17 protein-coding genes and 1 pseudogene are annotated in these 22,851 nt (G+C 58.4%); 6 read left to right on the forward strand and 12 right to left on the reverse strand.

The window, feature by feature from the left end:
• The 6 genes and pseudogenes from DW151_RS10785 to DW151_RS08900 form a co-directional block, all read right to left on the reverse strand.
• Positions 1-405, reverse strand: a pseudogene (locus DW151_RS10785) (SIS domain-containing protein); the annotation flags it as partial.
• Positions 406-465: 60 nt separating this feature from the next.
• The gene (locus tag DW151_RS08880; protein WP_117776938.1) at positions 466-1,581 is read right to left on the reverse strand and encodes an SIS domain-containing protein; all 1,116 of its coding nucleotides are present in this window, start codon (positions 1,579-1,581) and stop codon (positions 466-468) included.
• A gap of 193 nt (positions 1,582-1,774) precedes the next feature.
• Positions 1,775-2,488, reverse strand: coding sequence for a GntR family transcriptional regulator (locus DW151_RS08885; protein WP_117564863.1), 714 nt, complete (start codon positions 2,486-2,488; stop codon positions 1,775-1,777).
• Positions 2,473-3,240, reverse strand: coding sequence for a GntR family transcriptional regulator (locus DW151_RS08890; RefSeq protein WP_117564862.1), 768 nt, complete (start codon positions 3,238-3,240; stop codon positions 2,473-2,475). The genes DW151_RS08885 and DW151_RS08890 overlap by 16 nt, the downstream gene beginning before the upstream one ends.
• A gap of 38 nt (positions 3,241-3,278) precedes the next feature.
• Positions 3,279-3,767 (reverse strand): hypothetical protein, encoded by a 489-nt coding sequence (locus DW151_RS08895; protein ID WP_035137745.1) that lies wholly within the window; start codon positions 3,765-3,767, stop codon positions 3,279-3,281.
• 250 nt (positions 3,768-4,017) lie between these two features.
• Complete coding sequence (locus DW151_RS08900) at positions 4,018-5,046, reverse strand: LacI family DNA-binding transcriptional regulator (RefSeq protein ID WP_118335456.1); 1,029 nt, start codon at positions 5,044-5,046, stop codon at positions 4,018-4,020.
• 183 nt (positions 5,047-5,229) lie between these two features.
• Here DW151_RS08900 and murB point away from each other — a divergent pair, with 183 nt between their 5' ends.
• The gene (gene murB, locus DW151_RS08905; protein ID WP_118335457.1) at positions 5,230-6,192 is read left to right on the forward strand and encodes a UDP-N-acetylmuramate dehydrogenase; all 963 of its coding nucleotides are present in this window, start codon (positions 5,230-5,232) and stop codon (positions 6,190-6,192) included.
• A 227-nt stretch (positions 6,193-6,419) separates the two neighbouring features.
• Here murB and DW151_RS08910 read toward each other — a convergent pair whose 3' ends face one another.
• Positions 6,420-7,625 carry a hypothetical protein gene (locus DW151_RS08910; protein WP_118094946.1) on the reverse strand — a complete coding sequence of 402 codons (1,206 nt, stop codon included), beginning with the start codon at positions 7,623-7,625 and terminating at the stop codon, positions 6,420-6,422.
• Positions 7,626-7,891: 266 nt separating this feature from the next.
• Here DW151_RS08910 and galE point away from each other — a divergent pair, with 266 nt between their 5' ends.
• From galE to glgP, 3 genes are all read left to right on the forward strand, one after another.
• On the forward strand, positions 7,892-8,953 hold the full coding sequence (gene galE, locus DW151_RS08915) for a UDP-glucose 4-epimerase GalE (protein WP_117736891.1): 1,062 nt from the start codon (positions 7,892-7,894) through the stop codon (positions 8,951-8,953).
• 208 nt (positions 8,954-9,161) lie between these two features.
• Positions 9,162-10,679: a 4-alpha-glucanotransferase gene (gene malQ, locus DW151_RS08920; protein WP_233543383.1), complete on the forward strand. Its 1,518-nt coding sequence runs from the start codon at positions 9,162-9,164 to the stop codon at positions 10,677-10,679.
• Between the two features lie 128 nt (positions 10,680-10,807).
• Positions 10,808-13,075, forward strand: coding sequence for a glycogen/starch/alpha-glucan family phosphorylase (glgP, locus tag DW151_RS08925; protein WP_118289414.1), 2,268 nt, complete (start codon positions 10,808-10,810; stop codon positions 13,073-13,075).
• Between the two features lie 457 nt (positions 13,076-13,532).
• Here the strand turns inward: glgP and DW151_RS08930 are convergent, their stop codons facing one another.
• The 5 genes from DW151_RS08930 to DW151_RS08950 form a co-directional block, all read right to left on the reverse strand.
• Positions 13,533-14,732 carry an ABC transporter ATP-binding protein gene (locus DW151_RS08930; RefSeq protein ID WP_117640835.1) on the reverse strand — a complete coding sequence of 400 codons (1,200 nt, stop codon included), beginning with the start codon at positions 14,730-14,732 and terminating at the stop codon, positions 13,533-13,535.
• Between the two features lie 68 nt (positions 14,733-14,800).
• Positions 14,801-15,640 (reverse strand): carbohydrate ABC transporter permease, encoded by an 840-nt coding sequence (locus DW151_RS08935; protein WP_089573621.1) that lies wholly within the window; start codon positions 15,638-15,640, stop codon positions 14,801-14,803.
• On the reverse strand, positions 15,640-16,494 hold the full coding sequence (locus tag DW151_RS08940; RefSeq protein ID WP_099432301.1) for a carbohydrate ABC transporter permease: 855 nt from the start codon (positions 16,492-16,494) through the stop codon (positions 15,640-15,642). The genes DW151_RS08935 and DW151_RS08940 overlap by 1 nt, the downstream gene beginning before the upstream one ends.
• 87 nt (positions 16,495-16,581) lie before the next feature.
• Positions 16,582-17,898, reverse strand: coding sequence for an ABC transporter substrate-binding protein (locus tag DW151_RS08945; RefSeq protein WP_055252173.1), 1,317 nt, complete (start codon positions 17,896-17,898; stop codon positions 16,582-16,584).
• A 306-nt stretch (positions 17,899-18,204) separates the two neighbouring features.
• On the reverse strand, positions 18,205-18,924 hold the full coding sequence (locus DW151_RS08950) for a GntR family transcriptional regulator (RefSeq protein ID WP_055252172.1): 720 nt from the start codon (positions 18,922-18,924) through the stop codon (positions 18,205-18,207).
• Between the two features lie 227 nt (positions 18,925-19,151).
• On the opposite strand from DW151_RS08950, the gene DW151_RS08955 reads away from it, so the two are divergent.
• Together DW151_RS08955 and DW151_RS08960 are read left to right on the forward strand one after the other, a co-directional pair.
• Entirely contained in the window at positions 19,152-21,602 is a 2,451-nt protein-coding gene (locus tag DW151_RS08955; protein WP_158571685.1) for a PTS transporter subunit EIIC, read from the forward strand.
• Positions 21,603-21,729: 127 nt separating this feature from the next.
• Entirely contained in the window at positions 21,730-22,743 is a 1,014-nt protein-coding gene (locus tag DW151_RS08960) for a polyprenyl synthetase family protein (RefSeq protein WP_089573618.1), read from the forward strand.
• Positions 22,744-22,851: the final 108 nt, after the last annotated feature.

Here is a 22,851-nt window from a genome sequence, read left to right on the forward strand (position 1 = left end):
CTGGCCGATGGGGCCCTCGGGCTTGGTCATGGCGTAGACGCGCACGCCCATGCCCTTCATCTTCTTGACGGCCTCGAGGACCTCGGGGGTGGTTCCGGACTCGGAGGCGGTGAGCACGACGGACTTCTCGGTCATGCGCTTGTGGCCCATGACGTTCCACTCGGCGGCGTGGATCAGGTAGACCTCGAGGTCGCGGTCGCCGAACTTGTTCATGAGGTACTCGAGCTGCATGAGCTCGTCCCAGGTGCCGCCGACGCCCATCAGGAACACGGCGTCGTAGCCCTCGTCGGCGACCTTGTCGGCGAGCGCGGTCATCTTCTTGCCGGTCTCGTAGAGCGCCTTGCCGTCCTCGAGATAGCCCTCCTGGTCGAAATGCATGATCTCGATCTTCTCGGTTTCCTTCATTTGTCTCTCCTTTCTGGGGTTGTCTCCACATCCCCCATGCCAACGGGCATCAAAACCCGCTTACATTCCGTAACACTCAGCCGCTTTGGCCTTAAGCGCATTGACTGACTCTTCGTAGCCCTCTGCCTTGACCTCCATTTGCTTGGAGACGGTATCGAGATACGGGTGCACGTTCCATGACTTCAGACGCTCGGCGATCATGGCCGCAATCGTCTGGAAGAACACAAGATTGGGAATTGCGCTGAGCAGCGGAGCCACCTGAGGCACCGCAACCTCGTGAGCCCTACCCTTGGGATGGGCCGTGAGCAGCACCGTTTTTGCCGTAACGTTCGATAGCGCATCGGCGATATTCGCAAGACGCTCCGACCCCTGCGGATCGTCGACGATAAACACCAGATGGCCCGGAACGATCTGCATCTCGGGACCGTGGACGAACTCCTCGCCTTCGTGATGCATGGCAGGAATCTTGATGGTCTCGCTCAGCTTGAGCGCTGCCTCCTCGGCAACACCATAGTTGGGGCCGTTGCCGACGACCATGGCGGGCATGTGCTCAGAAAGCTCGAGCATGTGATCTTGGACATATGCCTCGGCGGTCTTGCACATCACGGCATTAGCCTGGATAGCCTCGCGCAGGTCATCAAGACGCTGAGCAACGCCCTTGGCGTCAATCGTTCCGCGCGCCTGACCGCCGTAAATACCAAAGAGCACCAGGTACTCAACGAGAACCTCGACGCCCAGCGTCACAAAGTCCACCGACTCGACACCCACACCGTAGTCAAGAACGATGTCAGCGTGTTCCTTGATGGGTGCCTCGACGTTTGCCGTGAGCGCAACTGCAGCCATATCGTGTGCACGCATGTAATCGAGCGCCGCAATCGTATTGGTCGAATAGCCGCTCTGCGAGACGGCGATGTTGAGCGCATGCTGCGGATAGGTGTGTTCAAAATCGACGAAGGCCTCGGGCGTCACAACGGACACCTGCATCTGCAGCGCATCTTGCAGGTAATCGCGGGCGCAATCGGCGGCATGGCGCGACGAACCCGAAGCAACGATGCGCAGTGCATCAAAAGAACCGGACTGGAAAATATCAACGAGCTGCGCTACCAGCTCAGACGAACGCTCGAGGTTCTCCCCCATACGCACATGGGCAAGCTGAACGTAATCGAGCATCTTCATCGTCTCACCTCGTAACAAATCATTAGTATTTGATACCAATCACAGTTACAGGTTACGGCTTTTTGATACCTCTTTGTCGATTAATTTATCCCCATCGGCGAACGGTCGATTTTGAGCCATGTAAGGTTGTATATACAGTCGGTCAAATTGCCCAAACAGACCGGCTGTTACCGCGCGCGATGCAAAGCCCCAGCTAGTACGTATAGGTGTAGCCGCCCGCATCGCCACGATTGAAGGACTTTACATACTCGATAGCCTGACCGCTCGCGTCATAGCTCACGCATTCCAAAAGCAAAACAAGATCCCCTTGTTCCAAGCCAAGCAAGCCCGCGTCGCGTGCACCCACCGCCTCGATATCGAGCTTCTCCTGTGCCATGACCGGCTTTCGGCCCAACATCTCATAGGTCTCGTACAAACTGAAGACCGACACGTCAATATCTTCGATTGTGGGAAACAGCAGGCACGGGATGAACGCCATCTCAATCGATACGGGATCGCCGTTGACGCAGTTCAAACGCCGAATCGAATACAGCAAATCGTCCTCGGCAATGCCAAACAGGTTGGCATAATATGGGCCCGCATAACGCTTGGAACGCGCGAGGATGCGGACGGACGGCTCGCCGCCCGAAGCACGAACCGACTCGCGAAAGCCTCCTGTTCGTTCGTAGGCAACGGGCACTTTCTGCGCCACAAACGCGCCCTTTCCGCGGACGCGTCGAATCTGCCCGCGCCGAACCAGCTCATCGACAGCACTTCGAATGGTCAAGCGTGTCGTACCAAATTCCTCGGCGAGGTCTTTTTCGGACGGAATCATGGAACCCGTGGGATATATACCGCGTTCGATACGCTCTTCAATGCGACGTCGTATGCGCATATAAACCGGGGTGGCATCTACTGTTTCAGCCATTGTTCACCTGCCACGCTCCTCATGCCGTTCTTTTCACCGTTATCGGCAAAGCGGAACTTTGTGGGCAAAATCACCGATTTGCAATGCTCCACAAAACGCATGTCCTTATCAAATTCGATCGTGCTCTCATAGAACACCGGCGTCCCCTCTTCTTGCTGGAGCAGCTCGGCCTCTTCGGCGTTCAAACGCGAGATGGAGATATGCTCACGTCCATGCTCAACACGCACGCCACCTTCTTTGAGCAAGACATCGTAAAGGCTCTCACACTCAAAATCGTGCTCGGGAAGCGATGGGCACAGGGACAGGTTAACGTGAGCGGTCTCGATTGACGCCGGCTCGCCCTCAATAAGTCGAACGCGCTGCATGCGGAGCAAGGGAGCGCCTACAGCCACCCCAAGCTTGTCGGCAAGCGCCTCATCCGCCTCGATGGTCCCGGTGGAAACCAGACGAGAAGAGGGGTGCAGGCCGGCAGTCCGCACAGCATCGGAAAAGTTATACGTTTCCTGGAAGATGTTCAGCGGCTTGGGAGGACACACATACGTGCCCGATCCGCGACGGCTCTCGAGCGTTCCACACGAGATAAGCCGCGTGATACCGGCACGCAACGCCGTACGCGAAACGCCAATCTCTTCGCACAGCACGCGCTCGGCCGGCAGGCGATCGCCGCCGGCAAGCTGATGGTGCTGGATATACCAAAGAATTCCCTCAACAGCACGATCTTTGGGGGGAATTGCATAAGATTCGCCTGCCATTGCACAGACTCCTCATTCAGAAACGTATGCCGCCAAAATTAGGCCAGCCCTCCCATGGCATCAAATTCTGCCTTGATCTTCTCGGCGACATTCCGATACGACTTATATAGACTTGAATCGCGTTTGACCTCGTCGGTCATAACGGGAATCTCTAATTTGGAAACCTCGTCTTTTCCCGTCTGAACCGCCACAACAACGCCCATACCAAGACACATATTACGCTTGGCAGCGTTTATTTTCGCCGCCTTGGCAGGATTTGCCAGGATACGCTGGGCAAATTCCTGTTTAGAGACCGCTTCTTCGGCCTCCGGATCGCCTGCCTCGGCCACTTCGCACTGCAACACGTCCGCATAGTCAAAAATCTTCGGCTCGCCACCGCGTTGATGCACAGCCCACTTGCGGCGCGTGGCATCCTGGTAGATAGCCGGCAAAAATGTAAACCGCGGCGGGTCCAAAATCGTATCCGTGATGGTAAACACATCGGGATCAAAGGCATCCTGCGGGTTTTTCTTCTTGAACAGCCCCATATCAGCCTCCCGTACTAGCATTAAACAACTCATGCTGAATATAGCACCAATTTCAAGCCACTGCTTTATCGCATCGGTGCGCGGCGTCTATGGCTCGCCCAGCGGAAGAGTTCACGGACGAGGGCCGGGGAGGCATACTTTGTTTTGAGAAGTGGGCTTCGCGAACTTCTCAAAACAAAGTATGCCTCCCCGGCCCCGCCGGCAAATAGCGGACACTCCGCATGCAATCTATGCAAACAAACAAGTGCGCTTAGCTATATTCGGTAAGGTCAAGCACACTGCCCTTCACGATAAGCGCCGGCTCCAGAACGACCTCTTCGGCACGTCTACCGCCCCTGCCGGCAAGACGCTTGGACATGCAGCCAAAAGCATGCTCGGCAAGGACACCAGGATCCTGCTCAATCGCGGTCAGCGCCGGCTCAAAGAGAACGTCGGCCGCCGAGTTGTCATAGCTCACCACCGAGATATCGTCCGGAATGCTCTTCCCCATCTCGTGCAGGCGCTTAAGCAAACCGAGGGCAATGTTATCCGAGCTTGCGAACACGGCGGTGGCGTCGGTTGCGAGCACCGCCTCCGAGGCCTCGTAGGCACTCGGAATGTAGTACTCGCTCTCGAACTCCAAACGCGCGTCGATCGGCAGGCCAACCTCACGCAACGCGCGCTCATAGCCGGCAAGTCGCTTGCGGCCCGTATTGGAACGGCGCGCGTTAACCAAGCAGGCAATGCGACGGTGCCCCTGTTCGATCAAGTAGCGGGTAGCCATGTAGCCACCCATCTCGTGGTCGAACATCACCTTGTCGCACTCGAGTCCCTCAATGGCACGGTCGACCATAACAGCCGGGATAGGCAGATGGCTGACCTCTTCGCGCAGGGCGCGGTCGTCCGAGAACTCGTCGCCCACGACCAAGAACACACCGTCGACGCCACGCGTCACCAGCTGGCGCAGGAGCTCCAGATCGTCCTCGGCACTTCCACCCGAGCTGGTAATAAAGAGCGCGTAACCGTCCTCGCGGCAGCGCTTTTCCAAACTGCCGGCGAGCGAGGCAAAAAAGCGGCTCTCGATATTGGGAACGATAAGGCCCAGTGTGCGCGACTCGCGCATGACCAGGCTACGCGCGATCTGGTTAGGAACATAGTGGTTGCGCGCCGCAACCTCCTTGATGAGCTTGCGGTTTTCTTCTGAAATGCGACAGGGCCGATTATTGAGAACAAGCGAGACCGACGAAGGGGAAAGCCCCACCTCCTGGGCGATCTGCTTGAGGGTGACTTTGTTGGCCATCTCGCTCCTTCCGGGTTTACGCGCAATCTCTTGAAAGTATAGCGACTGCCCCTCTACCTCGATGATAAACACTTTACCAATCCGGTGGACGGCTGTTTTATCGCCGCCAGCGCACCAAATCCGTCCAGGTGGGGTATATTGCAAACGATCGATGACAACAACCACCAAAAGGCGGATATTCGTATGCACGAGAACGACTTTTTTAACGAGGACCTGCTCTGCGCGCTCGCCGGCGTTGCCGGCGAGGACAACGTACTCATGAGCGAGCCCATGCGCGAGCACACCACGTTTAAGATCGGCGGCCCGGCCGATGTCTTTGTCACGCCCGATACCGAGCAGGGCCTCGTCGCCACGCTCGATACCTGCTATCGTTGCGATCTGCCGCTCACCATCGTGGGCAACGGCTCCGACTTGCTCGTCGGCGACAAGGGCATCCGCGGCGTCGTCGTAGCGCTGGGCAAGGGCCTCTCCGACATTACGGTCAACGGCACGCGCGTCACGGCGGCAGCCGGCGCCTTGCTTTCCGACGTTGCGGCGGCTGCCGCCGAAGCCTGCCTCACCGGCATGGAGCCCATTTCGGGTATCCCCGGATCGGTCGGCGGCGCCTGCTACATGAACGCCGGTGCCTACGGTGCCTGCATGGCCGATGTGCTGGAATCTGTACGCGTCTACAAGCCCGCTCGCATGCTCGACGACGGCACCCGCGGCAGCGGCAATATCATCGAGTTCGATGTCGACGAGCTCAACCTGGGTTATCGCAAGAGCCGCATCGCCGACGACGGCTTTATCGTGCTTTCGGCCACTTTCAATCTCGCCCCGGGCAACGCTGCGATGATCAAGGCCGACATGGACGACTATCGCCAGCGCCGCGAGGACAAGCAGCCGCTCGATATGCCGAGCGCCGGCTCCACCTTCAAGCGCCCCGAGGGCCACTTTGCCGGCAAGCTCATCATGGACGCCGGCCTGCGCGGCCACGCCGTCGGCGGCGCCCAGGTGAGCGAAAAACACTGCGGCTTCATCGTCAACGCCGACCACGCCACCGCAGCCGACGTCGACAAACTCATCCGCCACATCCAAGCAACCGTCAAAGACCAATTCAACGTAGACCTCGAACCCGAAGTCCACCGAGTAGGCGAATTCCTCTAAAAAAGAAGGCCCCGAAAGGGGCCTTCGCCATATTTATTCAGACAACCAGTCCGGTGTGTGACGCATTGGATCCGAGAGGTCCGTGGCTGCCCGGAAGGCATTAGGTTGATCGCGAGTTCCGCACGAGCCGGAGAGCACTTAATGTGCTCTCCGTGCGAGCAGGACTGTCCGAGCAGGCAACCTAATGCCTTCCGGGCAGCCACGGACCAACTTACTTCAAACCGCCGTTACGACAGCGCAATACCGCCAAGCCAGCCCCAACGCACGCCAGAGCCAGTACCATAGAAGCTAATAAACGAATCAAGCGACTTAGACGTAATGGCACCCTCGTTGCTCATAACGATGCCGCCGCCAACGTAGATACCCACATGACCGTAGATAAGGCCCGGAGCACCCGTGCCGCTATGCGAGGAGTCGGCCACGATCATGCCCACCTGCAGCGCCGAGCGGTCGGAGCTATAGCACCAGGCGTTGAACATGTCACACGCGTTGCCGCCAAAGTAGCCAACGCCGGCGTTACGGAAGACATTGGTAACCCACGCCGCGCACCAGTTCTGACCCGGCGAAGGCGTGGAGTAGCACGCGTTGACGACGGCCTGCTGCTTGCCCGAGCCGGCATTCTGCTGCGGAGTTCCGGGCGCATACGATCCACCGCCCGAGCTCGAACCACCCGAGTAGGAATTGTTCTTGTTCGCGGCAGCCGCGGCAGCGGCGGCCTTCCTAGCGGCCTCCTCGGCCTGGGCGGCAGCGAGAATCTCGGAATCACGCTGAGCCATGAGCTCCTTGACGTCGTCGGAAAGACCGTTCAGCACGGTCTGGACCTCTTGCTGCTTGGCCTGCATGTCCTGCATCTGAGCAGTCTGCTGGTCCTTGAGCTTCTCCAGGTCGGCCTTTTGTGATTCGAGCTCGGTCTTCTGTGCGTCGAGCTCAGCCTGAATCGTCTGGATATCCTCGATGGCATCGCGGTCGCTCTTGTTGATCTTCTCAACGTAATGCGCGTTGGCGACGAGTTCCTCAAACGAGCCAGAGGCCAGCAGCAGCGACAGGATGTTCGTACCGCCGGACTTGTAGCTGGCGGCCACGCGATCGGAAAGGTCGTTGCGCTTCTTCTTGAGCTCGGCCTTCTTTTCATCGATCTGGGCCTGCGTGTCGTCAATCTTGCCCTGGACATTCTCGATGTCGTTGAGGGTCTGGGCATTCTTGTTGGCCAGCGCCGCATACTCATTTGCGATGCTGTCGAGCTGGGCCTGAACCTCGTCGAGTTGGGCCTGGGCGGCATTCAATTTATCGGTGGTTTCTTTGGAAGCCTCCGCCGCATGGGCGCGAGTGGGCAGGCCAAAAAGAACTGCCGCAGAAGCGGCGCCGAACAGGGCCTTAAGGGCAGTGCGGCGCGAGAGCTCCTGGGAAAGGATGGAATCGCTGTTTGGTGACATATGTACTCCGTTACATGCTTATTTATATGTCGCTCAACTCATACATATTAGCGTACATATGGCGCGTCCCAACGATTTCCACGAACGGCAGGAAACTACAAGGTCGGCGGCTCGTAAGCAATTGTCAAATTTGAGGTAACAATTGAGCAAGCTCTTATATGAGTACGTTAACATAATCCTCTGCTTTTCCTACAGTGCACCATTTGGGCGTCCCCGCCTGCGCTATACTCCCCTCTAGAAGTGTTCCTGATTCGATAGGAGACTACATGTCCAAAGCACTCGACCCCAAAGACACCTGCGTCCTCGTTACCGGTGGCGCCGGCTTTATCGGCTCGCACACCGTCGTTCAGCTGCTCGAGGGTGGCTACCAGGTCGTCATCGTCGATGATCTCTCCAACTCCAGCGCCGTCGCCGTCGACCGCGTCAAGACCATCGTGGGCGACGAAGCCGCCAAGAACCTCACCTTCTACAAGGCCAACGTGCTCGACCGCGATGCGATGAACAAGATCTTCGATACCCATCAGATCGACCGTGTCATCCACTTTGCCGGCTTTAAGGCCGTCGGCGAGTCGGTGAGCAAGCCCGTCGAGTACTACCACAACAACATCGAGAACACCCTGGTGCTCATCGACGTCATGCGCAACCATGGCTGCAAGTCCATCATCTTCTCGAGCTCCTCGACCGTCTACGGCGACCCGGACAACCCGCCCGTCACCGAGGAAGACCCCAAGAAGCCCGCAACCAACCCCTATGGCTGGACCAAGTGGATGATCGAGCAGATCCTTATGGACGTCCACACCGCCGACCCCGAGTGGGACGTCGTGCTGCTCCGTTACTTCAACCCCATCGGCGCTCATCCGTCGGGCCTGATCGGCGAGGACCCCAAGGGCATCCCCAACAACCTGGTGCCCTATGTCGCCCAGGTCGCCGTGGGCAAGCTCGAGGCCGTTCAGGTCTTTGGCAACGACTACCCCACCCCCGACGGCACCGGCGTGCGCGACTACATCCACGTGTGCGATCTGGCCTCTGGTCACGTTGCCGCCCTTAACTGGATGAACGGCAAGACCGGCGTCGAGATCTTTAACCTGGGCACCGGCACCGGCACCTCGGTACTCGAGGTCGTCGCCGCCTTCTCCAAGGCTTGTGGCAAGGAGCTGCCCTACGTGATCCGCGAGCGCCGCGCCGGCGACATCGCTGCCAACTGGTGCGATGCCTCCAAGGCCGAGCGCATGATGGGCTGGAAGGCCCAGTACGACATCGCGGACATGTGCCGCGATAGCTGGAACTGGCAGAGCCACAACCCCAACGGCTTCGCCGACGCCGAGTAGCAAAAACCTACATACCGCTCTTGCCCCGATCTCACGTTGTGAGGTCGGGGCTTTTTCATGGCATGTAACCATTCGCCGAAAATCGACCAACTTTTTTATCTTGCCTGTACATGTTTAAACAACATGTTTTACAATAGGCGTATCGAATCAGAACATCGGAGGCGGACTGCACACCCATCGGCAGGCCGACCCCACAACAAGAAGGTTGGTGAGCGCATTCATGGAGCGTGCAAGCGGCGTCCTCATGCCCGTCTCATCTCTGCCCGGACCATACGGAATCGGCGGCTTTGGCTGGAATGCCTACGACTTCGTCGATTTTCTCGCCTCGTGCAAACAACATTACTGGCAGATTCTGCCCCTTACGACGACCAGCTATGGCGATTCGCCTTATCAGTCGTTCTCGGCCCGCGCAGGCAACCCCAACTTTATCGACTTTGCCGAGCTTATCGAGGCAGGGTATCTGGAGCAGCGCGATATCGATGGCGTGTATCTGGGATCCGACCCCAGCAATGTCGACTACGGTGCCATCTTTGGCGGCCGCCGTCAGATTCTCGACCGCGCCGCCGAGCGCTTTGCTGCCGACAAGCCGGCCGATTTCGATGACTTTATCCAGGCCAACGAGGACTGGCTCATCCCCTACTGTGAGTTCATGACCGTCAAAGAGGAGTGCGGTCTCAACGCGTTTTGGGAGTGGCCCGCGGAGCTCCGCACCCGCGGCGAGGCTTCCGCCAAGGTCTGCGCCGACCATCCGGCGCGTATGCTCTACCACCAGATGACGCAGTACTTCTTCGATCGCCAGTGGAGCCGCCTCAAGGCCTATGCCAACGAGCGCGACATTCTCATCATCGGCGACCTGCCCATCTATGTCTCGCGTGACTCCGTCGAGATGTGGGCGACGCCTGAGCTCTTTAAGATCGACACCGCCGGCAATCCCGTGAGCGTCGCCGGCACGCCGCCCGACCAGTTCTCGGCCACCGGCCAGTACTGGGGCAACCCCATCTACGACTGGGACGCCATGGAGTCCGACGGCTTCTCCTGGTGGGAGGGCCGCATTCGCGCCGCCCTCGACATGTACGACGTCATCCGCCTGGATCACTTCCGCGGCTTCGAGGCCTATTGGGAGGTGCCGTTCTCCTCGCCCGATTCGTCCTACGGTTCGTGGACGCAGGGTCCCGGCCTCAAGTTCTTCAAGACGCTCGAGGAAAAGCTCGGCACGCTGCCCATCATCGCCGAGGACCTGGGCTTCCTCACCCCCGGCGTCATCGATATGCGCGACAACTCGGGCTTCCCCGGCATGAAGATCCTGCAGTTTGCCTTTGAGGGCACCAACTCGTACTACCTGCCGCACAACTACATTGCCAACACCGTCGCCTACGTGGGCACTCACGACAACGAGACGGCACGCGGCTGGTTTGAAGGAACGGCTACCCCGCGTCAGCGCGAGCAGACAGCCCTGTACACCCATCAGCAGGCCGGCGAACCCATCGCCGACGCGCTCAACCGAACCATCGCAGCCAGCGTGAGCGACACGTGCATCTACACCATGCAGGACCTGCTCAACTTGGGCAACGAGGCGCGCATCAACACCCCTGCCACGCTGGGCGGCAACTGGACCTGGCGCATGCTCGACGGCGCCATCACCCGCGAGCTCGAGCACAAACTCACCGACTGGACCGAGACCTACTTCCGCATCCCGTCGGAAGCCGAAATCGAGCTTCCTCAATAGGAGCTACCGCGCCCGACCCCTCCCCACCGTGCGGACGCGCTTGCTTACCCGCGCGAGGCCACCCCAATCCCCTCGCGCGGGATTCTTATGAATTGCAGACATGTAATCAACCCATTACAGGAGGAAACATGCCCCAAATTAACCTCATGGAACTCGCCGAGCAGTCTTTTGGCACCTCGCTCGAGCAGCTCGACGACCGTCGCATTTACAAGCTGCTGGTCAAACTCGTGCAGGAGCGCTCCGCCGCCTGCCCGCTCAACAACGGCAAGAAAAAGCTCTATTACATTTCCGCCGAATTTTTGATCGGCAAGCTGCTCATCAACAACATGATCGACCTCGGCATCTACGACGAGGTTAAGGACCAGCTCACCGCCGCAGGCCACGACCTCAACAAGATCGAGGAGTTCGAGGTCGAGCCGTCGCTCGGCAACGGCGGCCTGGGCCGCCTGGCCGCATGCTTCCTGGATTCCATCGCCACGCTGGGCTTGACCGGCGATGGCGTGGGCCTCAACTATCACTACGGCCTGTTCCGTCAGCGCTTTGTCGACAACCAGCAGAAGGCCGTCCCCGACGAGTGGCTCGGTGAGCAGGACATCCTAGTCGACGACGACCGCTCCTACACCGTCGAGTTCGGCGATTTTGCCGTTACCTCCAAGCTCGTCAACATCGACGTGCCCGGTTACGGCCAGCCCACCAAGAACCGTCTGCGCCTGTTCGACCTGGCGAGCGTCGACGACGGCCTGGTCCCCGGCAGCTCCATCGACTTCGACAAGACAGAGATCGCCAAGAACCTCACCTTGTTCCTCTACCCCGACGATTCCGACGAGCAGGGCCGCCTGCTTCGCATCTACCAGGAATACTTCATGGTGAGCAACGCCGCCCAGCTCCTGATCGACGAGGCCATCGAGCGCGGCAGCAACCTGCACGATCTGGCCGACTACGCCGTGGTCCAAATTAACGACACGCACCCCACCATGGTCATCCCCGAGCTCATTCGCTTGCTCACCACCGAGCATGGCATCGAGTTTGACGAGGCCGTGACCATCGTACGCTCCATGGTCGCCTACACTAACCACACGATTCTTGCCGAGGCGCTCGAGAAGTGGCCGCTCGTTAGCCTGCAGAAGGTCTCCCCTGCCATCGCCGACATTATCGTCAAGCTCGATGAGATCGCGAAAGCCGAGCACGATGACCCGCGCGTCGCCATCATTGACGAGCACGACACCGTCCACATGGCCCACATGGACATCCACTTTGGCTTCTCCATCAACGGTGTAGCCGCCCTCCACACCAAGATTCTGGAGGACACCGAGCTTCATCCGTTCTACGAGATCTATCCCGAGAAGTTCTCCAACAAGACCAACGGCATCACCTTCCGCCGCTGGATCCATGGGGCCAACCCCGCGCTCGCCAGCCTGCTCGACGATGTGATCGGCACCGACTGGCGCAGCACCGGCGATCTGAGCAAACTCGCCAAGTTCGCCGACGACAAGAATGTTCTTGAGCGCCTGGCCGCCACCAAGACCGAGGCCAAGGCCATCATGCGCCAGTTCATGGCGCTCGAACAGGGCGTGACGATCCCATCCAACGCCATCATCGATGTTCAGGTCAAGCGTATCCACGAGTACAAGCGCCAGCAGATGCTCGCGCTCTACATAATCTGGAAGTATCTCGACATCAAGAACGGCAATAAGCCTAAGCACCCCGTCACCATCATCTTTGGCGGCAAGGCGGCCCCTGCCTACACTATCGCGCAGGACATCATCCATCTGATCCTGACGCTGTCGCAGTGGATTGCAAACGACCCCGACGTGGCTCCCTACCTGCAGGTTGTCATGATCGAGAACTACAACGTCACCGCCGCCGAGCGCGTGATCCCCGCCGCCGACATCTCCGAGCAGATCAGCCTGGCCTCCAAGGAGGCGAGCGGCACCTCCAACATGAAGTTCATGCTCAACGGCGCCCTAACCCTGTGCACGCTCGACGGCGCCAACGTGGAGATTGCCGAGCTCGTGGGCGACGAGAACATCTATACCTTTGGTGCCTCGTCCAAACAGGTCGAGCAGCTCTACGCCGACGGCAGCTATAACGCCAGCGCACTCTACCGCAAGCCCGGTATCAAGCTGCTGGTGGACTTTATCACCAACCCCGCCTTTATGGCGACCGGCAACGCCGAGCGCCTGCAGCGCCTGCACGACGACATTAAGGGCAAGGACTGGTTTATGGCCCTGCTCGACATTGAGGAGTACATCCAGACCAAGGAGCGCGTACTGGCCGACTACGAGGACCAGGACGCCTGGATGCGCAAGGCGCTCATCAATATCGCCAACGCTGGCACCTTCTCGTCCGACCGCACCATCTCCCAGTACAACGACGAGATCTGGCACCTGAACTAATTTCGCTTCCCTTACCCATCCTCTTGAGAAACGGAGTCGTGGCAACACGGCTCCGTTTTTTGTGCCCGCACGTTACCCTGTGATCCGACTCGGCCAAACAATCTCGATCCGTAGCAATTACTCAACCAAAACGGTCCCAGCCGTTACAGATTGAGACATACCGGCCCCTCCCCTTGGGTTTATCTCAATCTGTAACATCTAGCAGGTGTAATTCGCCTTTGGTGTTACAGATTTAGATGAAATGGTTAGCTCAGCGGAACCGTCTCGATCTGTAACATCTAACGTCCGAAATCGGCCCTACCTGTTACAGATCAAGACAAACTGACAGACGGAAAGCCCCAACACAAAGAAAGGCTCCCCTCTCGCCCAGTGGACGGGAGGGGAGCCTTATATGTGACCGCGGCAAAAGGATGGCAAAGCCGCAGTCGCCCAAAGGGAGGGCCTGGATGCACCGGGCCTAGATAAGGTTCTTGCCAGACACCTTATCGAAGAGATGAGTCGCGTTCTTCTCGAACTTGAACCAGATGGGGTCGCCAGCCTTGAGCGCGCCCTTGGCCTCGAGGTCGACGACGGGGATAATCAGGACAAACTGGCCGTCGGGAGCGGTCACATGGACATGCTCGGTCGAGCCCATGAGCTCGGTCACCTCGACGGTGCCCTGGAGCGCACCCTCCTCGCCCTTGTCGGCAAGCAGGATCTGCTCGGGGCGCACGCCGGCCGTAATCTCCTTCACGTCGCCGCCGTCCCAGTTGAGGGCAAGCTGAGCGCAAGTCTCCGGGGCGAGCGCCACGTTCATATCCTCGGTCTTGACAGTAAAGCCGTTGCCCGAGCGCACCAGCTGGGCATCGAAGAAGTTCATCTGCGGCACGCCGATGAAGCCGGCGACGAAGATGTTCGCGGGATGGTTGAAGACCTCCTGCGGCGTGGCGATCTGCTGGACGACGCCGTCCTTCATGACCACGATGCGGTCGCCGAGGGTCATAGCCTCGGTCTGGTCGTGGGTAACGTAGATGAAGGTGCCCTTGATCTCGTGACGCAGCTTAATGAGCTCGGCGCGCATCTGGTTACGAAGCTTGGCATCCAGGTTGGACAGCGGCTCGTCCATCAGGAAGACCTTGGGGTCACGCACGATGGCGCGGCCGATGGCGACGCGCTGGCGCTGGCCACCCGAAAGCGCCTTAGGCTTACGGTCGAGATACTCGGTAATGCCCAGGATCTCGGCAGCAGAGCGAACCTTGCGGTCGATCTCGTCCTTGGGGACCTTCTTGAGCTCGAGCGTAAATGCCATGTTCTCGTACACCGTCATATTGGGGTACAGAGCGTAGCTCTGGAACACCATGGCGATGTCGCGGTCCTTGGGCGCCACGTCGTTGACGCGCTTGCCGTCGATGAGCACGTCGCCGGAGGTGATGTCCTCCAGGCCGGCGACCATGCGCATCGTCGTGGACTTACCGCAGCCAGAGGGGCCAACGAGGACGATGAACTCCTGGTCGTGAACGGTGAGGTTGAAGTCCTCTACAGCGAGCACACCGTCCTCGGTAACCTTGAGGTTGTGCTTCTTCTCCTCGGTCTTCTTCTTTTTGCCAAAGAAGCCCTTCTTTTTTGACTCGTTGTTGGGATACACCTTCTGAACATGTTTGAGAACGATCTCGGCCATGTCTCTACCTTTCGATACGCGGCGCCGCGCTGAGGGGCGCCGCCCAAACTTGCAAAACAGTTACGGCATCAGCCCTTGACGGCACCTGCCACCACACCGTCGATGATGTACTTCTGGCAGAAGATGTACATGATGACGATGGGGACAACGACCATCATGATGCAGGCCATCATGGGGCCGAGCTCGACGTGGCCATAGCCGCCGCGGAAGTACTGGATCAAAATAGGAATGGTCTTGTACTTGGTGGAGTCGAGCGTAAGGTAGGGCAGCAGGTAGTCGTTCCAGACCCACATGGTCTCGAGGATGCCGACCGAAAGATAGGTGGGCTTCATGATGGGGAGAACGATCTTAAAGAACACCTGAACCGGGTTGCAGCCGTCAATCATGGCCGCCTCCTCGATCTCGAGCGGGATGTTCTTTACAAAGCCGGCGAACATAAAGACCGCCAGGCCCGCGCCAAAGCCCAGATAGATAAAGCAGATGTTGAACGGCGTATTAAAGCCGATGCGGTCCGCCAAATTGGACAGCGTGAACATCAGCATCTGGAACGGTACGACCATCGAGAACACGAACAGGTAATAGAAGAAGTTCGAGATCTTGTTGTTGACACGAACCACGTACCAAGCGCACATGGAGCAGCACACCAGAATCAGCACGACCGACGTGACTGTGATGATGAGCGAGTACATAAACGCCGAGGCAAAGCCCTGCTCGTTAAGAGCGTGTACGTAGTTTGCGAGGCCGTTGAACGTCTCGGGCGTGAGCAGATCGAACGCCGTGGTGGTGCTGATTGCGGTCCCCTTCTTAAAGGAATTGAGCGCAATCATGAACACAGGGTAGATCCACGCGAGCGACAGAATCGTAAAGAAGATCGAGAGCGCGCGGTTAATAGCCTTATCGCGTTTCATTACTGCTGCACCTCCTTGGACCTCGTGGCCTTAAGCTGGATCATAGAAATAGCGACAACCAGGATGCAGAAGATAACTGCCTTGGCCTGACCGATGCCCTGCCATGCGATGCCAGCACGCGAATAGAACGTGTTGTAGATGTTCAGGGCGAGCATCTCGGTGGAGTGCGCCGGGGCACCACCGGTAAGGGCGAGGTTCTGGTCGAACAGCTTAAAGCCGTTGGTGATGGACAGGAACAGGCAGATGGTGATGGTCGGCATCAGGTTGGGGATCTTAACCTTCCAAAACGTCTGCCATGCCGTAGCGCCGTCGACCTTGGCGGCCTCGATGTAATCAGACGGAATGGACTGCAGACCGGCGATGTAGATGATCATCATGTAGCCGACCTGCTGCCACAGGGTCAGGATGATAAGGCCCCAGAAGCCAGCAGCAGAGTTAAGGGCGATGAGCTGGGCGCCCACGTTGGAGAGCAGGCAGTTGATCAGAATCTGCCAAATGTAGCCCAGCACGATGCCGCCAATCAGGTTAGGCATAAAGAAAATCGTACGGAAGATGTTGGTGCCCTTGAGCGCCTTGCGAGTGAGCGCCTGCGCAATGGCCAGCGCGATCACGTTGATGAGCACCGTCGACAGGAAGGCAAACGCCACGGTAAAGAAGAACGACGTGGAGAACTGCGGGTCGGTCAGTGCGCGCACGTAGTTCTCGATACCGACAAAGTGCGCGTTATTGATGGTAATAAACTGGCAGAACGAGAGATAGAAACCCTGGATAAAGGGAATCACGAACCCGATCATAAACGCCAGGCACGTGGGCAGCATAAAGAGCGGCCACCAGCGCTTGAGTGCTTTGCCCATAGAAGGGTCCTTTCAATATGCAGGGGGCGGGCAAACCTACGTCTGCCCGCCCCCTGTCGCTAATCAGATAGCTTGGGCAGCAACTGCTTACTCGGAAGCAGCCTTCTCGGTCTTCCAGCCATCGACGAAGGCGTTCTTGACGCCGTCCCACTTGGTGTTGTCGGCAGCATAAGCGATGAGAGCCTGCTTGAGGTTCTTCTTCCACTCCTCGGAGGGGATGTAAACGAAGTCCCAAGCGACGGTCTTCTTGCCGTCCTTGGCCATAGCAACGGCCTGCTGAGAGAAGACGTTGGTGGTCTCCTTAGCGCTCTTGAACGGGGCGGTCAGGCCCATCTTGTCAGCGATGATGCTGGTGGCGGTGTCAGAAGTGACGCACCAATACATGAAGTCCTCGGTGGCCTTCTGGGCATCCTCGGAAGCCTGGGAGCTGACGCACCAGTAGTTCTCGCCGCCGGAGCACAGGCCCTGGTTCTCCTCGCCGTCGACGCCGATGTAGATCGGCAGCATGCCGAGCTGGTCGTCGGTCATACCGGCCTTGGTGAGGTCGGCGTAGGCCCAAGAGCCGTTCTGGTAGAAGACGGCCTTGCCGGTTGCGAACTCGTTGGTGGCGTCGTCACCGGTCTTGGAGGCGAGCTGCGAAGGATCGCAGGTGGAGTCGGTGATGTACAGGTCGAAGATCTGCTTAAAGTTGTCGAGATACTCGCCCTTGATCTCGTCGTCCTCCTGGTTGTGCTCCTTCTCGAACTCGTAGTAGAGCGGGAGGTTGGCGAGGTGGGTGGTGTAGCGCCAGCTGGAGGAGTCATCCATGCCGGCGGAAGTGAAGGCACCGTCAACGCCGAGCTCGTCCTTGCGGGCCTGGATGTCATCGGCGCAAGCCTTCAGCTTGTCGAAGGAGTTGATGTCCTCGGCCTTGTAGCCGGCCTTCTCGAGGAGCTCCTTGTTGTAGATGATGCCGTAGCTCTCCTGAACCCAGTCGATACCCAGATCCTTGCCGTCGGACTGCAGCGCCAGGGAGTCGTCGATGAGCTCGCCGCGGAGCTTGGTGTCGGAAAGATCGGCGCAGTAGTCCTTCCAGTTCTTAAGGCCGGTGGGGCCGTTGACCTGGAACAGCGTCGGAGCGGAGCTCTTGGACATCTCGGACTTGAGCTTCTCCTCGTAGGTGTTGGAGGCGGCGGTCACGATCTTGACCTCGACGCCCTTCTCCTTCTTGTACGCCTTGGCGATCTCCTTCCACTCCTTGTCGACCTCGGGCTTGAACTGGAGGAAGTAGACCTCGGCAGCGTCACCGGAAGCAGAGGAGCCAGAGCCGGCAGAACCACCGCAGCCCACGAGGCCCAGACCAAGAACCGCAGCCGCGGAACCAGCAAAGCCCAGGAACTGCCTTCTGCTCATTTCGTTCTTCATTACAATCCACCCTTTCACACCGTGGCGGCACCCTTTGCCGCCGCCTTCGGAGATTGGCTCGGGGACTTTGCCCCTTTTGCTGACTTGTACAATACGCTATTTGGCTAGTTGTTTGAACAAGTATTACTAGAGCGGTAGAAAAACTTCGGTGAACGGTAATTTCAACTTGATACTTGACAAGTTTTGTATAAACAATTATTTATTATCGAATGCAGAGAAAACGCCCGATCAAGCCGATGCATCGTCGGTTTGACCGGGCGTTTTCGCTTTGAGGGCATGAGTCTCGTCAGGCTGCGAGCTAGCCGGCTATCGCTTGGAGTTGACGCGGTAGTGGAAGATCTCGGGATGCGTGCGGGCATGCGTGACCTCGAACAAGATGCCGTCCGAGGTGTACGACTGGCTCTCCATAACGGCGACGCAGTTGTACTTGCCAAGGTCCAAGTAGCTGCAGTCCTCATCGTTGGCGAGCTCGACACTCACCGTACGACGGCTCGCCATCACTTTGACGCCGCGCTTGTGCTCCAGATAGCCGTAGATAGAATCCGCCGCGATCTCGGGGGTCAGGCCCTTGGCGATCGACGCCAAAAAGTAGCCATGGTCCACTTGGCGCGCGCTGCCGTTGAGGCTTCGGACACGCACTACGCGAATCAGCTCCTCGCCCACCTTAAAGCCCAGGCGACGAGAGAGTTGCTCAGTGCAAATCAAATGTTCAAAAGACTTGACCTCGGTCGATGCGACGGCATTGTTGCGTTTTGCGAACTCGCCAAACGACTCAACCTCTTCGAGTGCGCCCAGCATGTCGGTTTCGCCCTTAAGCCAAATAACGCGCACGCCCTTACCGTGTATAGGCTGCACAAACATCTGGTCGGCCAGCATGCTCAAGGCGCGTCGAACGGTATTGCGCGTGCAGCCAAACTCCGCGGTCAGCTCGGCTTCGGTTGGCAGCATCTCCTGAAACGCATAGGTCCCGTTGATGATGCGCGAACGGATCTCGCGGTAGATTCCTTCGTAAATCGCTTTTGGCATGATTTCACCTCTAATGAATATGTATGGCTAGGCACGATAGCATTTCTTTGGGTTGTTTAAACCGTCTATCGGCAAAGCACCGATTATTAACTGTCAACGGCGCCCGTGATGCTCCAATCGATTCGAATCAAAACCAACAATGCGGCGAACGCTCACTCCCCTACAATTAACTCATTGTTTAAACGTTCCACCGCAGACACGGCGGGCTTATGGTCGAGAGGCAGAATATGCTGCAAAAAATCCAACGCTTTGGCGGGGCAATGTTCGCGCCCGCCATGCTGTTTTCTATATCAGGCCTCATGGTCGGCATCTCCGCCCTCGCCACGACCGTAGACATCGTCGGCGACCTCGCCGTATACGGAACCCCTTGGTACGTTTTCTGGACCATCATCCAGCGCGGCTCGTGGACGGTCTTTAAGCGCCTTCCACTCCTTTTTGCCGTAGCGCTGCCTATCGGTCTTGCCCAAAAGCAACCGGCACGCTGCTGCCTCGAGGCACTCGTGGCCTATTTTGCCTATTGCTTCTTTTTGAGCGAGATCATTAAGCTGAGCGGAGACAACCTTGGGCTTAAGTACCCATCATCTTTGACCCCCGCCAGCGGTATCACCGTCATCGACGGCATCAAGACGCTCGACACCGGCATTATCGGCCCGCTGGCGGTATCGGCAACCGTCGTCGCCATCCATGACCGCTTCTACGATGCCAAGGTTCCCGATTGGCTCGGCACCTTCTCGGGTTCCTCGCTGGTCTACCTCATCAGCTTTTTTGCCGTGTTTGCCCTTGCCGCCATCTCGGCCGCCATCGTGCCCTTCGCATACGCCGCGACCGAAACGCTGCGCCACGCACTTGCGGGCGTCGGCCCCTTCGGCGTGGGCATCTTTGTGTTTTTGGAGCGAGCACTCGAGCCCATGGGGCTGCACCACCTGCTCTATATGCCCATCTATTACGACAATCTGGTCATTCACGACGGTATTTACGCCACGTGGACCAACCTACTCCCCATTCTCTCCCATAGCACGCGCCCTTTAAATGAACTTGCGCCCTGGGCAGGTTTTACCGCCACCGGCTGGGGCAAGCTCTTTGGCCTTCCCGCCATCGCGGCAGCATTCTATTTCACCGCCAAACCCGAACGCCGCGCCAGCCTTAAGGTCATCCTTTTGCCCGCCATCGTCGCCTCGGTGGTCTGCGGTGTCACCGAGCCGCTCGAGTTTCTCTTTATGTTCACCTATCCTGGACTCTTTTTGCTCTACGCCGTCCTATCCTCCTGCCTTGCCATGACCATGAACTTCTTTGGCATCGTCGGCATCTTCTCGGGCGGTCTCATGGAAATGACGGCCTTCAACTTCATCCCACTCATGCGAATGCATGCCGGCTCCTACCTTTTGGCGCTCGGTATCGGTCTTGCCTTTAGCCTCATCTTTTTTGTTAGTTTTCGAGCACTCATCTTGGTCTATGACCTTAAGACGCCGGGCCGCGAGGATCATGTCTCCAATCGCGCGGCAATCGATCGTTTAACGGGAAGCGGCTTTGCCAAAGAGCAATCTCCCAATGGCGAGGTCAGTATTCAATCCGATCAAGATCACGTCCTCGCTGAGCGGGTAATTCAGCTTTTAGGTGGCGTTGGCAATATCGTGGGCGCAACCAACTGCGCCACGCGCCTGCGCGTCGAGGTCGCAGACCCTTCCATCGTTGCAGATAACGCGTCGTTTGTCGCGGTGGGCGCCAAGGGCCTCATCATTACGGGCAAGACCGCCCAGGTGATTATCGGCATCTCCGTTCCCCGCGTTAAAGAGCATTTTGACCAGATCATGGGCCTCGAGCCGGGATTTGTGCCCACCACCTCGGCCTCCCCTGCCGCCAGCGCAGCCCATAAGCGCGGCGATATCTGCTTCTTCGATATCGACGGAACACTCGCCTGGCAAGACCCTCGAGTGGCACAAGAGCTTCCCGAGAGCGAGCGAGACCTCTCCCCCTATCCCAATGAAGCGGTCTCGCAAGCCATCCGTAATTTTGTCGCCAAGGGCAATATGGCGTTTATCTGCACAGGGCGCACGCTGAGCTGCATCCATCCAAAGCTGCTCGATCTGCCCTGGACCGGCATCGTCTGCCTCGCGGGTGGCTATGTCGAACTTGAGGGACACGTGATCCGCGATTTGGCGATGACGCCCGGTATGCTGCAGCGTCTTGCTCCCATTCTTGAGCAATCGGACGAAGTGATTCGTTTTGAGGGACTCAATGGCGTCGTTCGCATGGGTGCCGATGCGCCCGACGCCCCCGGATATGCCCGCACCGTGGGCGATGCAATTACGCAGCTGCAACATTACAGCGCCTACAAGATCTTAATGTCCACGTCGCTTGCCAACCGCATCGCTCAGGATCAAACGTTTGAGCCGCTGCTCTGCTTTAACGAGCTCGAGCTCGAAGTGACCGAGATTTCGCCTCGCGAATGCACCAAGCGCGAGGGTATCCAGTCCGTACTCGACGCCCTCGATCCCCACCACGGAACCGTATACGGCATCGGCGACGCCAGCAATGACGTCTCGCTGATGAACGCCGTCGACGTTGGCATCGCCATGGGCAACGCACCGGACTTCCTCAAGGAAAAGGCCGACTATGTCACCGACAGCATCGACCACGACGGCGTCGTCACCGCGCTCGAACACTTTGGGCTTATCTAGCCAAGCCCCTACTGCACTTGCGGCCGCATGGACCAATCGTCTTCAACCGCCGCGCTCGACGCCCTAATGTGGCAATATGTTGTCTGCATAATGCAACGATGCAACCTATCAAAGAATGCGAGAACCCGTGTCCAGTCCGTTTACCAGCTTTTTAGCCCAGCACTTTGACCAGATTAACGACTATCTGGCCACGTTCTTTGACGGACAGGCGACTTCCGCCGATATCGAGCGCTACCTGTATACCCCGCTCTCGGCATTTACGGCAAACGCCGGCAAGCGCCACCGCCCGCTCATCTGCATGCTCGCCGCCACTGCGGTAGGCGGCAGCTTTGAGAGCGCCCGCAGCGCAGCGGCGGCCATCGAGCACTTTCAGTCGGGCGCACTCATCCACGACGACATCGCCGACAACGGGCAGATTCGTCGCGGCAAGCCCTGCATGCACCTTACCGAGGGCACCGGTCTTGCCATCAACTGCGGTGACCTGGCGCTCACCATGGTCACCAAGACGGTTCTCGACGACCCCACACTCAACGCAGACGTGAAGCTTCGCGTGCTCCACGAGCTTACCGAAATGATCGTCCGTACCATCGAGGGCCAGGCGCTCGACCTGGGCTGGGTCCGCGACGGGCGCTTTGACATTTCGGTCGACGATTATCTGGACATGGCGACGCACAAGACCGCGTACTACAGCGGAGCGACGCCGCTTGCCGCCGGAGCCATTATCGGCGGCGGCAGCGAAGAGCAGATTGAGGCACTGCGCGCCTTTGGGCTGCACACGGGCCTTGCCTTCCAGATTCAAGACGACCTGCTCAACTTGATCGGCACCAAGGAGGCCGCCAACAAGGACTTCCGCACCGATATCACCGAGGGCAAGCGCACCCTCGTTGCCGTGCATGCCCTGTCAGACGAGCGCTATCACGACGAGATCGAGGCAATCCTTTCCTCGGGCACCGAGGACCCTGCGCAGCTCGCACGCGCCGTGGAGATCTTCCAGGAGACCGGCTCCATCGATTACGCCCACACCTATGCGCTCGACCTGACCGCTAAGGCCAAGGCCGCTATCGAAGGCGTCGAGCTCGACCCGCATGCGCGCGAGCTCTTCCTCTCCATGGCAGATTTCTTTGTGGAGCGCCTCAACTAGCGGGGGTCACAAAACCTGTGGGCAGCGCGTTTGGGTACAAGTTGCTACACTGTTGAGTGCATGTTTATGCATTGTCTTGCGTTGTCTATCCGACACGCGCTCAAAATA

Source organism: Collinsella sp. AM13-34 (assembly GCF_003473055.1).
In the GTDB taxonomy this organism is placed as follows: Bacteria; Actinomycetota; Coriobacteriia; order Coriobacteriales; family Coriobacteriaceae; genus Collinsella.

Excerpts from the sequence above, each read along its gene's own strand:
- DW151_RS08880 (WP_117776938.1), bottom strand. The coding sequence starts at position 1,581 with ATGAAGATGCTCGATTACGTTCAGCTTGCCCATGTGCGTATGGGGGAG.
- DW151_RS08885 (WP_117564863.1), bottom strand. The coding sequence starts at position 2,488 with ATGGCTGAAACAGTAGATGCCACCCCGGTTTATATGCGCATACGACGT.
- DW151_RS08890 (WP_117564862.1), bottom strand. The coding sequence starts at position 3,240 with ATGGCAGGCGAATCTTATGCAATTCCCCCCAAAGATCGTGCTGTTGAG.
- DW151_RS08895 (WP_035137745.1), bottom strand. The coding sequence starts at position 3,767 with ATGGGGCTGTTCAAGAAGAAAAACCCGCAGGATGCCTTTGATCCCGAT.
- DW151_RS08900 (WP_118335456.1), bottom strand. The coding sequence starts at position 5,046 with ATGGCCAACAAAGTCACCCTCAAGCAGATCGCCCAGGAGGTGGGGCTT.
- murB (WP_118335457.1), top strand. The coding sequence starts at position 5,230 with ATGCACGAGAACGACTTTTTTAACGAGGACCTGCTCTGCGCGCTCGCC.
- DW151_RS08910 (WP_118094946.1), bottom strand. The coding sequence starts at position 7,625 with ATGTCACCAAACAGCGATTCCATCCTTTCCCAGGAGCTCTCGCGCCGC.
- galE (WP_117736891.1), top strand. The coding sequence starts at position 7,892 with ATGTCCAAAGCACTCGACCCCAAAGACACCTGCGTCCTCGTTACCGGT.
- glgP (WP_118289414.1), top strand. The coding sequence starts at position 10,808 with ATGCCCCAAATTAACCTCATGGAACTCGCCGAGCAGTCTTTTGGCACC.
- DW151_RS08930 (WP_117640835.1), bottom strand. The coding sequence starts at position 14,732 with ATGGCCGAGATCGTTCTCAAACATGTTCAGAAGGTGTATCCCAACAAC.
- DW151_RS08935 (WP_089573621.1), bottom strand. The coding sequence starts at position 15,640 with ATGAAACGCGATAAGGCTATTAACCGCGCGCTCTCGATCTTCTTTACG.
- DW151_RS08940 (WP_099432301.1), bottom strand. The coding sequence starts at position 16,494 with ATGGGCAAAGCACTCAAGCGCTGGTGGCCGCTCTTTATGCTGCCCACG.
- DW151_RS08945 (WP_055252173.1), bottom strand. The coding sequence starts at position 17,898 with ATGAAGAACGAAATGAGCAGAAGGCAGTTCCTGGGCTTTGCTGGTTCC.
- DW151_RS08950 (WP_055252172.1), bottom strand. The coding sequence starts at position 18,924 with ATGCCAAAAGCGATTTACGAAGGAATCTACCGCGAGATCCGTTCGCGC.
- DW151_RS08955 (WP_158571685.1), top strand. The coding sequence starts at position 19,152 with ATGCTGCAAAAAATCCAACGCTTTGGCGGGGCAATGTTCGCGCCCGCC.